We start from the raw sequence: 15560 nt of genomic DNA on the forward strand, positions 1-15560 counted from the left end.
TTCAGCCCTCCGACACCACGGGCTGCCCTGCGGCGGCGGGCAAGTTGCCCCCCGCGCCGGCAGCTCGCGCGAGCGTGGCGCGGTCGCACATCGCGCCCATCGCCACCACGATCTTGCGCGGCCCCTCGTACGGGTCGCGCGCGTGCGCCGCGAGCATGTTGTCGAGCATCACCACGTCGCCCTGGCGCCAGTCGAAGCGCACGGCGCAGGCTTCATACGCACGGCCGACGACGGCCATGGTCTGGTCGTCGATCGGCGTGCCGTCGCCATAGGTCACGTGGCGCGGCAGCCGGTCCAGGCCGCCGGCCACGGCCAGCAGGTCTTCGCGCGCATCCGCTTCCAGGCAGCTCGCGTGGTGCAGCTGGACCTGGTTGAAGAACACGCGCTCGCCCGTGACCGGGTGCGTGATCACCGCGGGACAGCGGGTGCGCGTCTGCAGCGTCTCGTCGTCCAGCCAGCGCCAGGCGGTGCCGGCCAGCGCGAGGCGGTGCTCGACCTGCGCCTTGCTGTCGGTCTTGAAGAAGTCCTGCCAGCTCACGTCCAGCCGGGGCATGAAGGTGCGCACGTACAGCAGTTCCTTGCGCTCGAACTCGGCCACGATGTCGGGCGGCAGGTGGCGCAGCATCTCCCGGCAATCGACGATGGGCGTGGCGCCCCCCACGGGCGAAGGCTGCTCGCAGTAGAACCACTGCTTGCGCGGCCAGCGCTCGAGGTGCGAACTCTCGTTGTGAAACAGGATCATCTGGCGCTCGGGGTACGGCGTCGAGCGGTAGGTATTGCGCCCGCCCTCCTTCTTCGGCAGGTCGCCGTAGCCGCCGTAGAGCTCGGGCTCGATCACTTCCGCGAAGGCCTCGAACTCCTGCGGCGTGCGCAGGCCGAAGTTGCGCAGCAGGATGCCGCCATGCGTGCACAGGCTGGCCTCGATGGAGTCGCGCTGCTCCCGGGCCCACGCCACCGCGTCGATGTCGCTGCTCGCGGCCTCGATGACCAGCGGGAACGTCCGCTGCGCCGAAAGGAAGGAGGTGCGCACGGGCGAGCGCGGCGCCGCCGGGGCCCCGCGCTCCTTCTCCGCGAATTTCTTGAGCTTGTGCAACTTGCCCAGCGCGGGCGAACTGGATGACATGGTTTTTGTTTCCGGGTTGGCTTGAATGACGAAATGCGCCAGCAGCCCCTCGGGGGCGGCGACCACCTGCTGCAGCAGGTCGCGCCACGCGAGCGATGCGCGCTCGATGGTTTCGCGCCGGTACAGGCCGGAGGCAAAGGTCCACTCGGCGCGCAGGCCGCGCGCGCTCTCGCTCACGAAGACCGCGAGATCGAACTTCGAGGTGGTCACGGGTTTCGGGATGGGCTCGACAACGACGCCCGGGATCTCGAAGCGCCCTTCGGGCGTGTTCTGCATGACGAACAGCACCTGCACCAGCGGGCTGTGTTCGCGGGTGCGGGGCACGCCGGCCAGCTCGACGATCTGCTCGAACGGCACGTCCTGGTGCTCGAAGGCCGACAGCGTGCTCTCCTTGACCTTCGCGAGCCACTGCACGAACGCCAGCGCGGGCGCGAGCCGGGAGCGCAGCGGCACGACGCCGACGAAGAAACCGATCAGGTCCTCGAGCGCCGGGTGGTCGCGCCCGGCAACGTCGGTGCCGACCACCAGGTCGTCGGTGGCCGCCTGCCGGTGCAGCATCAGCAGGAAGGTCGACAGCAGCACCACGTACAGCGAGGTCTTCTGCGCCCTGGCCAGGCCGTGCAAGGCCTGCGCGAGCGCGTGCCCCACGTCGACGCCGACCGTGTCGCCCGCCGTCGACGCCACGCGGGGGCGCGCGCGGTCCGGGCCCAGCGTGGACACGGCGGGGGCGCCTTGCAGGTAGCCGCGCCAGAACGCGGCATCGCGCGCAAAGCGCTGCGCGATCTTGCGGTGATGCCAGTCGGCGTAGTCCGCGTACTGGATTGCAAGGGGCGCGAGCGGCGAATCCCGCCCGGCCCGCAGCGCCGCGTACAAGGCCATGAAGTCCTGCACGAAGACGGCTTCCGACCAGCCGTCGAACACGATGTGGTGCACGCACAGCAGCAGCACATGCACCTCGGGCTGCAGCCGCAGCACGGCGGCCGCGAAGGCCGGGCGGGCGCCCAGGTCGAAGGCGGTGCCCGCGTGCGCGGCGAGCGCGTCGTGCATCGCGCTGGCCTGGCGTTCGCCCGCGAGGTGCGAGAGGTCCGTCAGTGGAACGACAAGGCCACCGCCCGGCGCGATGCGCGCCACGGGATCGCCGTCGTCGTTCTCGGGGAACCAGGTGCGCAGCACTTCGTGCCGCTGCACGAGCGCATCGAGCGTGGCCCGGACCAGATCGACGTCGAGCGCGCCCGACAGACGCAGCGCCGCGGAGATGTTGTAGGCCGCGTGCTGGCCCGCCGATGCATCGGCCAGCCGGTTCACCAGCCACAGGCGCTGTTGCGCAGGGGAAAGCTTCATCTCGGCCACGCGGCCGATCGGTTGCAGCACCGGCTCCTGGCCGGCCGGCGGGGCCTCGTGCATCGCCTGCCGGGCCACGCCTGCAAGATCGAGCAGCACCGGGTGCTCGAAGATCCGGCGCAGCGGCAGCTCGAAGCCGCCTTCGACGCGGGCCCTCGACGCCAGTTGCGCAGCCAGCAGCGAATGCCCGCCGAGCTCGAAGAAATTGTCGTGCCGCCCCACGCGCGCCACGCCCAGCACCTGGGCCCAGAGGGCGGCCAGCTGCGCTTCCACCGCGTCGGCGGGCGCCTCGTAGGCCCGCTCGCTCGCGAACTCCACCGCGCGCAGTGCCTTGCGATCGACCTTGCCGTTGCCGTTCAGGGGCAGGCGCTCGAGCACGACGACGGCGGCCGGAACCATGTAGTCGGGCAACGCCGCCGCGAGCCGCGTTCGCAGCACGGCGGTGTCCATCGCCTGCCCGGCCTGCAAGGCGATGTAGCCGACCAGCGACGCACCGCCGGTGCCGCCCGCACCATCCGCACTTTCGCGCGCCACCACCACGGCCTCCCGCACCTCGGGCTGTGCCAGCAGCTGCGCCTCGATCTCTCCCAGCTCGATGCGAAAGCCCCGCACCTTCACCTGGTGGTCGATGCGCCCCAGGTACGCCAGTTGCCCCTCGGCGTCCCAGCGCACCAGGTCGCCCGTGCGGTACAGCCGCTCTCCGTTCGCCGCCGCCACGAAGCGCTCCGACGTCAGGGCCGCGCGCTGGAAGTAGCCGCGCGCCAGGCCGATGCCGCCCAGGAACAGTTCGCCCGGCACGCCCACGGGCGCCGGGTTCAGGAACCCGTCCAGCACATGGAGCGTCGTGGCCGCGATCGGCCCGCCGATGCGCGGCGTGCCGCGAACCCGCGCGGCCGTGGACCAGATCGTCGTTTCGGTGGGACCGTACATGTTCCACAGCTCGACACCGAGCGCCAGCAGATCGTCGGCCAGGTCCTGCTGCAGCGCTTCTCCGCCGCACAGGCCCTTGAACTTCGCGCGCCGGCTGCCGTTCCATCCGGTGGCCCGCAAGAGCCGCCAGCCCGCGGGCGTCGACTGCAGCACCGTGGCACCGCAGGCATGCAGGAGCTCGCCGAGCGCGCCGCCGCTTCGCACGGCATCCCTCGACGCCAGCACGATGCGCGCGCCGCTCAGCAGCGGCAGGTACAGCTCCAGGGCCGCGATGTCGAACGACAGCGAGGTGACCGCCACCAGCACGTCGTCCGGTGCCATGCCCGGCGCGTCCTTCATGCTGCGCATGAAGTGGCTGAGCGACCGGTGCCGCACCATCACGCCCTTCGGCTTGCCGGTGGAGCCGGAGGTATAGATGACGTAGGCCAGGTTCTCGCCGTCCAGCGCGACCTGCGGGTTGGCATCGGCGCAGCCGCCGGTGTCCAGCGTGTCCAGCGCCAGCACCCGAAGCGCCCCGGCGCGCGGCCACAGGGCACCCAGGTGGCTCTGCGTGAGCAGCCACCCGATGCCGCTCTCGGCCACCATGTGGGCCAGCCGGTCCGCCGGGTGTTCCGGGTCCAGCGGCACATAGGCACCGCCGGCCTTCAGGACCGCCAGCACGCCCACCACCATGTCGATGGAACGCTCGAGCGCGATGCCTACCCTGGTCTCCGGCTTCACGCCCAGCGCGATCAGGCAATGGGCCAGGCGATTGGCCCGTGCGTTGAGTTCCGCGTAGCTCAGGGCCTGGTCGCCGAAGACCAGCGCGACCGCCTGCGGATGGCGCGCAACCTGGCGCTCGATCAGCCGGTGCACCGGCAGGTCGCCGTCGTATCGCACCGTGTTTTCGCCCCATGCGGCGAGCTGGCGCTGCTCGTCGCCGGACATCAGCTCGAGTTCGCAGACCCGCCGCTCGGGCTGCTGCGCCAGGGCCTGCACGACGGCATCGACGGCGGCGATCATCAAGCCGCACACGCGCCCGGCGTCCACCGATTCGTGAATCTGCGCGGCCAGCGCAAAGCCCTCGCCCAGGTCGTCCACCGCCATCTCGACCGGATAGTTGGTGCGCTCCCTGCTGCCCAGGATCTGCATGCCCTGCCACGGCTGGGCCGCTTCGACGGCCTTGGCCGGCTTGCCCTGCCGCGCGCCGTAGCGGTAGTTCAGCAGCGCCGTGAACAGCGGCATGCGCTGCGGCAGTCCGCTGCAGCGCTGCGCCAGCGACAGGCTGGCGTATTCGTGGTGCATCAGCTCGATCAGCGCCGCATGCGTGTGTCGAACGCAGGCCTGCACGCCTTGCGTTCCCAGCCGGATGCGCACGGGCAGCGTGTTGATGAACATGCCCAGCGCGCGGTCCACATTCGCACCGCCCTGCATGCGGCCGAACAGCACGGTGCCGAACACCACATCGTCCCGGCCCGCGGTCTTGCCCAGCACCATCGCCCAGGCCGTGTGGAACAGCGCGGCGGCGCTCACGCCGTGCGCCTGCGCCTGGTGCCTGACCTGCGCCGCGAGCCCGGTGTCCAGCACCACCGAGGCCTCCCGCACCCGGGTGCCGTCGCCCTGCACGTCGAGCAGGCCGAAGGGTGCCGTCGGCTCTTCCACGTCGGCCAGCATCTGGCTGAAGAAGGCCTGGTGCCCGGCCTGGCCGCCGTCCAGACGGGCCTGGCCGACGAAGCGCCGGAACGGCACGGGCGCCGACAGTTCGGCCCGCCGCCCTTGCTGGATCAGCGCGATTTCCTCGACCACCAGTTCCAGCGTGGTGTGGTCCACCACCAGGTGATGGCTGGACAGCTGGAGCAGCCAGCGGGCGTTCAGCGCGTCATGGGCCGCGACGGCCGCGAGCATCGGCGCCTTGCGCACGTCGATGCGCACGCCGGCCGGCGCGGCATCGGCGAGCCACTGGAGCTCGAGCGCGGCCTGGCGATGCACCACCTGCACCGGCTCGGGGAGTTCTTCCCACATGACGGCGGTTCGCAGGATGTCGTGGCGCGCGATCACCTCGTTGAAGCTGGCGACGAAGCGCAGCAGCCCTTCGCGGCTGTCGAAGCTCAGGCTGTTCAGCGTGACGTAGGCATCCGCCTCGGCATGCAGGCGGTGATGGAAGAGCATGCCCTCCTGCATGGGCACCAGGGGGTAGATGTCCTGGATGTTGGCGGCCCCGCCCGGCACGGCCGCCTCGATGCGCGCGATCTGCGGCGCGTCCAGCGCCACCAGCGTCAGCATCCGCGGCTCGATGGCCCGGCACTGCGCCGAAATGCCGTTGGCCGGAACGACCACCTCGGCGCGCGCCGGCGCCTGCGCCAACGCCTGCGCGAAGGCGCCGAGCCGGGGCTGCTGGAACAGCGTGCGCACCTGCGCGGCCAGGCCCTGGGCGCGCATGCGCTCCAGCAGCCGCAGCGCCAGCAGCGAATGGCCGCCCAGCTCGAAGAAGTCGTCTTCGCGGCCCACGCGTTCCACGCCGAGCACGTCGGCCCAGATGGCCGCGAGCTTCTGCTCGTGCTCGCCCACGGGCGCCTCGTACGCCCGCTCGCTCGTGAACGCCGCCGCCGGCAGCGCCTGCCGGTTGACCTTTCCGTTCGCGTTCAACGGCAACGCGTCGAGCACCATGACCACGGCGGGAACCATGTAGTCGGGCAAGGCCTCGCCCAGCCGCAACTTCAGCTGCGCAGCGTCGGCCACCTGGCCCGCCTGCGCCGACACATAGCCCGCCAGGCGCGTGCCGGCGGGGCCTTCGTCGGCCACCACCACGGCCTCCCGCACCTCGGGCTGCGCCAGCAGTTGCGCCTCGATCTCTCCCAGCTCGATGCGAAAGCCCCGCACTTTCACCTGGTGGTCGATGCGCCCCAGGTACGCCAGTTGCCCCTCGGCGTCCCAGCGCACCAGGTCGCCCGTGCGGTACAGCCGCTCTCCGTTCGCCGCCGCCACGAAGCGCTCCGACGTCAGGCCGGCCCTGTGCAGGTAGCCGCGCGCAAGGCCGGCACCCGACACGTGCAGCTCGCCGGGCACGCCCACCGGCACCAGGTTCAGCTGCGCATCGAGCACCCGCAGCCCGAGGTCCGGAATCGCCAGGCCGACCGGGCTGCGCTGCCGGTCCAGGTCCGCCGCGGTGATCCGGCGGTAGGTCACGTGCACCGTCGTCTCGGTGATGCCGTACATGTTGACCAGCTGCGGGCTGTCGTCGCCGTGGTGCGCGATCCACTGGCGCAGCCGCTGCGGGTCCAGCGCCTCGCCGCCGAAGATCACCACGCGCAGCGACAGGCGGTCCTGCTCGTCCTCACCGTCCCTGCCGTCCCCGCCGTCCCGCCAGGCCTGCGGCAGGCTGGTCAACTGCCCGAACGCCGACGGCGTCTGGTTGAGCACCGTCACCTTGCGCGCCCGCAGCAGTTGCAGGAAGTCCTCCGGCGAGCGGCTGACCCAGAACGGCACGATGACCAGCGTACCGCCGGTACACAGCGCCCCGAAGATCTCCCAGACGGAGAAATCGAAGGCATAGGAATGGAACAGGGTCCAGGTGTCTTGCGGCCCGAACCCGAACCAGGCGTCGGTCGCGTCCAGCAGCCGCGTCACGTTGCCGTGGCACATCTGCGCGCCCTTGGGCCTGCCGGTGGAGCCCGAGGTGTAGATCACGTAGGCAAGGTTCTGGCCGTGCACCGCGACCTGCGGGTTGCCCTGCGGCTGCGCGTGCAGGTCCAGCGTGTCCAGCGCCAGCACGCGCAGCGCCCCGGCACCCGGCACCAGCGACTGCAGGTGGCTTTGCGTCAGCAGCAGCGCCACACCGCTGTCGCGCACCATGTAGGCGAGCCGCTCGGGCGGGTACGCGGGGTCCAGCGGCACATAGGCGCCGCCGGCCTTCAGGATGCCCAGCAGGCCCACCACCATCTCCATGGAGCGTTCCACCGCGATGCCCACCCGGGTCTCCGCCTTCACGCCCAGGCCGACCAGGTGGTGGGCGAGGCGGTTGGCCCTGGCGTTGAGTTCGCCGTAGCTCATCGTCTGGTCGCCGAGTGCCAGCGCCGTGGCGTCGGGATGCGCCGCGGCCTGCCGCTCGATCAGGCGGTGCACCGGCGTCGACTGGTCGAAGCCTTGCGCATTCGCGCCCCAGGCCACCAGCTGCGCGCTTTCGGCCTCGCTCAGCAGCGCCACCTCGCCCACGGTCTGCTCGGGGCGCTGCGCCAGGGCCTGCAGCACCGCCAGGTAGTGGCCCGCCATGCGCTCGATGGTCGAGGCATCGAACAGCTCCGGCGCATAGCTGAACTTCGCATGCAGCCGACCGTCGGGGCTTTCGTCGGTGACCAGCATCAGCTCGAACTGCGCGGCCTGGGTGCCCAGGTCCCACGGCGCCAGCGCCAGCCCCGGCAGCCCTTCCAGGGCCGAGAAGTCCGCGCGCTGGTGATTGAACAGCACCTGGAACAGCGGCTGCACGCCCGGAATGCGCTCGGGCTGCAGGGCCTCGACCAGTTGCTCGAACGGCAGGTCCTGGTGCATCTGCGCGCCCAGTGCCGCCTCCTGCGTGCGCGCCAGCACCTGCAGCAGGCTGCTGCGGCTGTCCACCGCCGCGCGCAGCACCTGCGTGTTGACGAAGAAGCCGACGACGCCCTCGGTTTCCATGCGGTGGCGGTTCGCAATCGGCACGCCCACGCGAATGTCTTCCTGGCCGCTGCAGCGCCCGAGCAGCACCTGGAAGCCGGCCAGCAGCACCATGAACACCGTGCCCCCCTGGCTGCGGGCCCGCTTCTGCAGGCCGTCCACCAGCAGCGCCGGCAGTTCGACCCGATGGCTGGCCGCGCCGTAACGGGCATCGGGCCTTCGGGCGCGGTCCAGCGGCAGCTGCAGCACCGGCTGCGCGTCGCCGAGCTGCGCCTTCCAGTAGGCCAGCTGGCGTTCCTGCTCGCCGGCTTCCAGCCAATGCCGCTGCCACACCGCGTAGTCGGCGTACTGGACCGGCATGGCCTGCAACGCCACCGCTTCGTGCCGCACGCAGGCGCGGTACTGCGCCACGAACTCGTCCACGACGATCTGCAGCGAGCCGCCGTCGGACACGATGTGGTGCATCACCAGCACCAGCAGGTGCGTTTCAGGCGCCAGCCGAACCAGCGCCACCCTCATCAGCGGCCCTTGCGTCAGGTCGAAGGGCGTGTGGCAGATGCGCCGCGCCGCGTCCCGGGCCATGGCCTCGCGCGCGCCGGCATCCGCATCGCCCAGGTCCAGCAGCGTGAAGTCGAGCTCGCCGCTGTCGCGAATCAGCTGCTCGGCGAGTCCGTCGGCATCGGCGCGAAACACCGTGCGCAGCGATTCGTGGCGTGCCACCAAGGCCTTGAAGCTCGCGTGCACCGCGTCCGCATCCAGCGGCCCCGTGAGCTTGAGCGCATCGCTGATGTGGTAGGCCGTGCTCTGCGGATCGAGCTGCCACAGGAACCACTGGCGCAGCTGCGCGTAGGACACGGGGCAGCGGTGCCGTGCCGCGTCCTCGCGCGGCAGGATGGGGAACTGCCCGAGCGTCAGGCCCCGGGAACGGATGCCCTCGTACACCACGCGGCGCTGCTCGCTCGACAGGCGCGAAAAACGCTCGGCGATGCGACGGGTTGCTGCGGTTTCCATCAGGCGGTCTCCATGCTGTCCAGCAGCGAATCGATTTCTGAAAGGGCCTGGGCCGCGGGACTGTCCCGAAGGGCCGCGGCCATCCGCTCGGCCATGGCGGCCAGGGTCGGGTACTGGAAGACGTCGCGCACCGTGAGCCCGCCCGGCATGGCCGCATGCAGGCGCGCCACCAGCCGCGTGGAGAGCAGCGAATGCCCGCCCAGCTCGAAGAAGTTGTCGTCGCGGCCCACGCGCGCCACGCCCAGCACCTCGGCCCAGACGGCGGCCAGCTGTTCTTCGGTCTCCCCCCTGGGCGCTTCGTACGCGTTGCCGGGCAAAAACTCCGGCGCCGGCAGCGCCTTGCGGTCGACCTTGCCGTTCGGGGTCAGCGGCAGCGCGCCCAGCACCACCAGCACCGCCGGGACCATGTGCTCGGGCAACAGCTCGCCCAGGCGCTCGCGCAGCGCGGCCGCGTCGATCGCCCGGCCCCCCTGCGCGGTCACGTAACCCACCAGCCGCGTGCCCCCCGGGCCCTCGCTGGCGAGTGCCACCGCCTCGCGAACCTCCGGCTGCGCCAGCAGGGCGGCCTCGATGTCCCCCAGCTCGATGCGAAAGCCCCGCACCTTCACCTGGTGGTCGATGCGCCCCAGATACTCCAGCTGGCCCTCCTGGTTCCACTTCACCAGGTCGCCGGTGCGGTACAGGCGAGCGCCGTCTTCCGCCGCGATGAAGCGCTCGGCCGTCAGGCCTGCGCGGTTCAGGTAGCCGCGCGCCAGCCCGGCGCCCGACACGTACAGCTCGCCCGCGATGCCCAGCGGCATCGGGTTGAGCTGCCCGTCGAGCACCCGCAGCCCCAGGTCGGGAATCGCGATGCCCACGGGGCTGCGCGCCTGCACCAGGTCGGCGGCGGTGATGCGCCTGAAGGTCACGTGCACCGTGGTCTCGGTGATGCCGTACATGTTGAACAGCCGGGGGCTGTCGTCGCCGTGGCGCTCGATCCAGCCGCGCAGGCGTTGCGGGTCCAGCGCCTCGCCGCCGAAGATCACCGCGCGAAGCGCCAGGCCGCCTTCGTGCGACTGCGGCAAGCCAGCCAGTTGCCCGAAGGCCGAAGGCGTCTGGTTGAGCACGGTCACGCGCTGCGTGCGCAGCAGCTGCAGGAAATCCTCCGGCGAGCGGCTGACCCAGAACGGCACGATCACCAGCTTGCCGCCGGTGCACAGCGCCCCGAAGATTTCCCACACGGAAAAGTCGAAGGCGTAGGAGTGGAACAGCGTCCAGACGTCGTCGGGGCCGAAGCCGAACCACGCGTCGGTGGCGCCGAGCAGGCGGCTCACGTTGCGATGGCAAAGCTGCGCGCCCTTGGGCCGGCCCGTGGAGCCGGAGGTGTAGATGACGTAGGCGAGGCTGTCGGCGTGCAGCCCGACCTCGGGGTTGGCGACGGGCTCGGCGGACAGGTCGAGCGTGTCCAGCGACAGCACCTGAAGCGCGCCGATGGCGGGCGCCTGCAGGTGGGCCTGCGTGAGCAGCAGTGCGATGCCGCTGTCGGCCACCATGAAGGCCAGGCGGTCCGCGGGGTAGTCCGGGTCCAGCGGCACGTAGGCGCCGCCGGCCTTCAGGATGGCCAGGATGCCCACCACCATCTCGAGCGAACGCTCCACCGCGAGGCCCACCCGGGTCTCGGGCCTCACACCCAGGGCGATCAACCGGTGTGCAAGGCGGTTGGCCTGCGCATTGAGTTCGCCGTAGCCCAGCGTCTGCGCGCCGAAGACCAGCGCCACCGCATCGGGGCGCGCCTGCGCCTGGCGTTCGATCAGCCGGTGGATGGGTTGCGCCGTTCCGGCCGCCGCGGTCGCTCCGGCCGCTCCGGCTGCTTGCACGGGTGCGCCCCACGCAGCGAGCTGGGCGCGCTCGGCGTGTGCCAGCAGCACCACGTCGCCCACCGCCTGCGCGGGGCAGTCGGCCAACGCCGCCAGCACCGCGAGGTAGTGGCCCGCCATGCGCGCGATGGTTTGCGGCGCGAACAGCTCCGCCGCGTAGCGCAGGCTCGCCGTCACGCGGCCGTCGTCGCCTTCGCTGGTCTCCAGCGTCAGCTCGAACTGCGCCGCCTGCGCGTCCAGGTCGCATTCGGTCAGCGTGAGCCCGGGCAGCCGGTGCAGTGCCTTCAGGCCGCCCCGCTGGTGATTGAACATGACCTGGAACAGCGGGCTGGCGCCCAGGCTGCGCTCGGGCTGCAACGCTTCGACCAGCTGCTCGAACGGCAGGTCCTGGTGCGCCTGCGCGCCCAAGGCCGCGTCTTTCGCGCGGGCCAGCACGCGCGCCAGGCTCTCGCGCCCGTCGAGCACGTTGCGCAGCACCTGCGTGTTGACGAAGAAGCCGATGACCCCTTCGGTCTCGGCACGGTGGCGGTTGGCCACGGGCACGCCCACGCGAATGTCGGGCTCGCCGGTGTAGCGGCTCAGCAGCACCTGGAAGCCGGCCAGCAGACCCATGAACAGCGTCGCGCCCTGGCCCTGCAAGCGCCGTTGCAGACGCTGCACCAGATCGCCCGGCAGTTCGAAGCCGTGCCGCGCGGCGCTGTAGCGGCCGTCGGCTTTTCTGGCGTGGTCGGTGGGCAGCTGCAGCACGGGCTGCCCGGTGCCGATGTGGTGGGTCCAGTACGCCAGCTGGCGGTCGCGTTCGCCGGCTTCGAGCCAGTCGCGCTGCCACGCGGCGTAGTCGGTGTACTGGATCGGCAACGGCGGCAGCACGACCGCGGCGCCCTGCACATGGGCGCGGTAGTGCGCCACGAATTCGTCGACGAGCACCTGCATCGACCAGCCGTCGGACACGATGTGGTGCATCACCACGACGAGCAGGTGTTCGTCCGTTGCGAGGCGGATCAGCCCGACGCGCAGCAGCGGGCCTGCGGCCAGGTCGAAAGGCGTGTGGCTCAGGCGCAGCGCCTCTTCGCGGCTGCGCACTTCGCGTTCGGCCTCGGTGCGCCACGCGGCAAGGTCGACCGTTGCCAGTTCGAGCGGGCCGGCTTCCTGGACGACCTGCTCGGCCAGGCCCTGCGCGTCGGCGCGGAACACGGTGCGCAGCGACGCGTGGCGCTGCACCAGCGCGTCGAAGCTCGCACGCACGGCCGCTGCATCGAGCCGGCCCACGAGCTTCAGCGCGCCGCTGATGTGGTACGCGGTGCTCGACGGATCGAGCTGCCACAGGAACCACTGGCGCATCTGTGCGTGCGACAAGGCCAGTCTGCCGGCGCGCTGCGCCGCATCCAGCACGGGAATCGCCTGCGTTTCCGCGGGGCGGCCGGCCTGGAGCGCATGCGCGATGCGCGCCACGCTCTGGTGTTCGAACATCTGGCGAGGCGTCAGGTGCACGCCGGCCCGAGCCGCGCGCGCGGTGACCTTGAGGCTGAGGATGGAGTCGCCGCCGAGCTCGAAGAAATTGTCGGTGCGGCCCACGCGGGGCACGCCCAGGACTTCGGCCCAGATCGTCGCAAGCGCTTGCTCGACTTCGCCCTCGGGGGCTTCGTACGCTCGGTCGCTGGTGAACTCCGGCGCTGGCAGCGCCTTGCGGTCTACCTTGCCGTTGGCGTTGAGCGGCAATGCGTCGAGCACCATGATCACGCTGGGGACCATGTAGTCCGGTAGCGTCTCGGCGAGGCGTTCCCTGAGCGTTGCCGTGTCGATGTCGTTGCCCGAGACGTAGGCCACGAGCCTTGCCCCAGATGGGCCTTCGCTCGCTACGACGACTGCTTCACGCACTTCCGGTTGCGCCTGCAACTGCGCTTCGATCTCGCCCAGCTCGATGCGAAAGCCCCGCACCTTCACCTGGTGGTCGATGCGGCCCAGGTACTCCAGCTGGCCCGCGTTGTTCCAGCGCACGAGGTCACCCGTTCGGTACAGGCGCTGTCCGTTGGCGGTCGCGACGAACCGCTCGGCAGTCAGCCCCGCCCGCTTCAGGTAGCCCCGTGCGAGGTTGATGCCGCCCAGGTACAGCTCGCCAGCCACGCCTGCCGGCACTTCGTTCAGGCTCTCGTCGAGGACATACGCTTGTGTGTCGCTGATCGGCCGGCCGATCGGCACCTGGGTGCTGCCGTCATCTCGGCACGTCCACTGCGTCACGTGGATCGTGGTTTCCGTCGGACCGTACAGGTTCTGCAAGGTCGCGCCGCTCAGGCGTTGAAGCGCCTCCTTCTGCGTGGCTGCAGGCATCGCCTCTCCGCCGCAGATGATGTGCTTGAGCCTGGTCGTCGCTTCGATGCCTTCGTAGGCCAGGAAGGCTTGCAGCATCGACGGCACGAAGTTCAGCGTCGTGATCTGGTGCTTCTGGATCAGTTCGACCAGGCGAGCCGGGTCGCGGTGATCTCCTGGGTTGGCAATGACCAGCCTTGCACCGGAAGTCAGCGGCCAGAACATCTCCCACACCGATACGTCGAAGCCGAAGGGCGCCTTATGCAGGACGGTGTCGGCGCCTTCCAGCGTGTAGAACTCCTGCATCCAGGCCATGCAGCTGAACAGCGCTTGGTGCCTGATGGCCGCGCCCTTGGGACGGCCTGTGGAGCCCGAGGTGTAGATGACGTAGGCGAGGTGTTCGCCGTGCAGGTTGACCTGCGGATTGGCATCCGGCTCGGACGACGTATCGAGCGTGTCGAGTTCCAGCACTTCAAGCGCTTCGGCACCGGGAATCAACGAGCGCAAGCCGCTCTGGGTCAACAGCAGCGAGATGCCGCTGTCTTCGACCATGTAGGAGAGGCGGTCCGCCGGGTAGTCGGGATCGAGCGGAACGTAGGCCCCACCGGCCTTCAGCACCGCAAGGATGCCCACCATCATCTCGGTGGAGCGTTCCACGCAGATACCGACCAGCACATCGGGGCCTACGCCCAAGGCAACCAGGCGATGCGCCAGCCGGTTCGCCCGCGCATTGAGTTCCGCATAGCTCAGCGCCTCGTCACCGAAGACCAGCGCAGGTGCAGAAGGCTGCAACTTCGCATGCGCCTCGATCTGCCGATGCACGGGCTGCGCGCCCTCGTGGCGGCGATGGTTCTCGCCCCATGCCGCCAGCTGCTCACGCTCCGCAGCCCCCATCAACACCACGTCGCCGACCGCCACCTCTGGCTCTACAGCCAACGCCCCCAGCACCGCCAGGTAGTGCCCCGCCATCCGCTCGATCGTCTCCCTGTCGAACAGCTCCGCCGCATACAAGAAGGTGACCTCGATCCGCCCATCCTCGAACTCCAGCGTCTGAAGGGTCAACTCGAACTGCGCGTCTTCCTCCTCGAAGTCCAGCCGCTCCACCGACACGCCCGGCCAGCCGGCCAGCGAGCGGTGGTCGCGCCGCACGTGGTTGAACATCACCTGGAACAGCGGGTTCGCGCTCAGGCTGCGTTCGGGCCGCAGCGCGCCGACCAACTGTTCGAACGGCAGGTCCTGGTGGGTCTGCGCGCCGATGGCGGTGTCGCGTGTCTGCACGAGCAGCTCGGCCAGCGTGGTGCGCGCCCCCATCCGCGAACGCAGCACCTGCGTGTTGACGAAGAAGCCCACCACGCCCGCCGTCTCCGCGCGGTTGCGGTTGGCAATGGGCACCCCCACGCGCGCATCGGTCTGCCCGGTGTGCCGGAACAGCAGCGCATTGAAGCCCGCGAGCAACGCCATGAACAGCGTGGCGCCTTGTCCCCGGGCCTGCTGGCGCAGCCGCGCAACGGTGTCTGCCGGCAAGGCGGCGGTGATGCGCGCCGAACCATAGCGCCCGTCGGCATTGCGCGGCCGGTCGGTGTGCAGCGAGATCACCGGCTGCTCCGTGCCCAGGTGGTCGCGCCACCAGGCCAGCTGGCGTTCGCCCTCGCCGCCGTCCAGCCACTGGTTCTGCCACACGGCGTAGTCGGCGTACTGGACCGGCAGCGCCGCCAGTGCCGGGGACCGGCCTTGCACGCGCGCGGCGTACTGCGCGGCGAGTTCGTCGAGCGAGAGCTGCACCGACCATCCGTCGGACACGATGTGGTGCATCACCACCAGCAGCTGGTGCGTCTGCTCGCCGGTCCTCAGCAGCACCGCGCGCATCAGCGGGCCGCGCGTGAGGTCGAAGGGCTCGGTGCGAATGCGCCGCACCTCGGCGCGCACACCCTGTTCGCGTGCCGCGGTGTCCAGCGCGCTCAGGTCGATGCGGGGCAGCTCGACGGTCAGGCCCTGCTGGATGATTTGCACCGCCCCGCCGTCGCCTTCCTCGCGAAAGACGGTGCGCAGCGACTCGTGGCGGTCCACCAGCGCCTGCAGGCTCGCGCGCAGCGCTTTGGTGTCGAGCGGGCCGGTCAGCACCAGCCCGCCGCTCAGGTGGTAGGCCGTGCGCGCCGGGTCCAGCTTCCACAGGAACCACTGGCGGCGCTGCGCGAAGGACAGCGGCGCGCGGTCGCGGTCGCGCTCGGGGCGCGGGGAGATCGCGCTCCCGGCCTGGCGCGCGCCGGTGCCCGCGCCGCGCAGCCGCTGCTGCAGGCGGGCGCGCTGTTCCGCGCTGAGGTTGGCACGGCGTGCGGAGAGATCCTGGATGTCGGGCATGGGGGCTT

The 15560-nt window shown here is 70.7% G+C and carries 2 protein-coding genes; both read right to left on the minus strand.

All coding sequences use genetic code 11. The annotated features are described in order from the left end of the window. Window position 1: 1 nt before the first annotated feature. Window positions 2-9031, minus strand: a complete 9030-nt coding sequence (locus ACSFBM_RS11850) for an amino acid adenylation domain-containing protein (protein WP_435484516.1) — start codon at window positions 9029-9031, stop codon at window positions 2-4. Then, window positions 9031-15552, minus strand: coding sequence for an amino acid adenylation domain-containing protein (locus ACSFBM_RS11855; RefSeq protein ID WP_435484517.1), 6522 nt, complete (start codon window positions 15550-15552; stop codon window positions 9031-9033). The genes ACSFBM_RS11850 and ACSFBM_RS11855 overlap by 1 nt, the downstream gene beginning before the upstream one ends. Between the last annotated feature and the right edge of the window lie 8 nt (window positions 15553-15560).

It is taken from the genome of Variovorax pasteuri, from assembly GCF_051216435.1.
Lineage (GTDB): Bacteria > Pseudomonadota > Gammaproteobacteria > Burkholderiales > Burkholderiaceae_C > Variovorax.

Coding starts and splice junctions, on each gene's coding strand:
- ACSFBM_RS11855 (WP_435484517.1), bottom strand. CDS start 15,552: ATGCCCGACATCCAGGATCTCTCCGCACGCCGTGCCAACCTCAGCGCG.
- ACSFBM_RS11850 (WP_435484516.1), bottom strand. CDS start 9,031: ATGGAAACCGCAGCAACCCGTCGCATCGCCGAGCGTTTTTCGCGCCTG.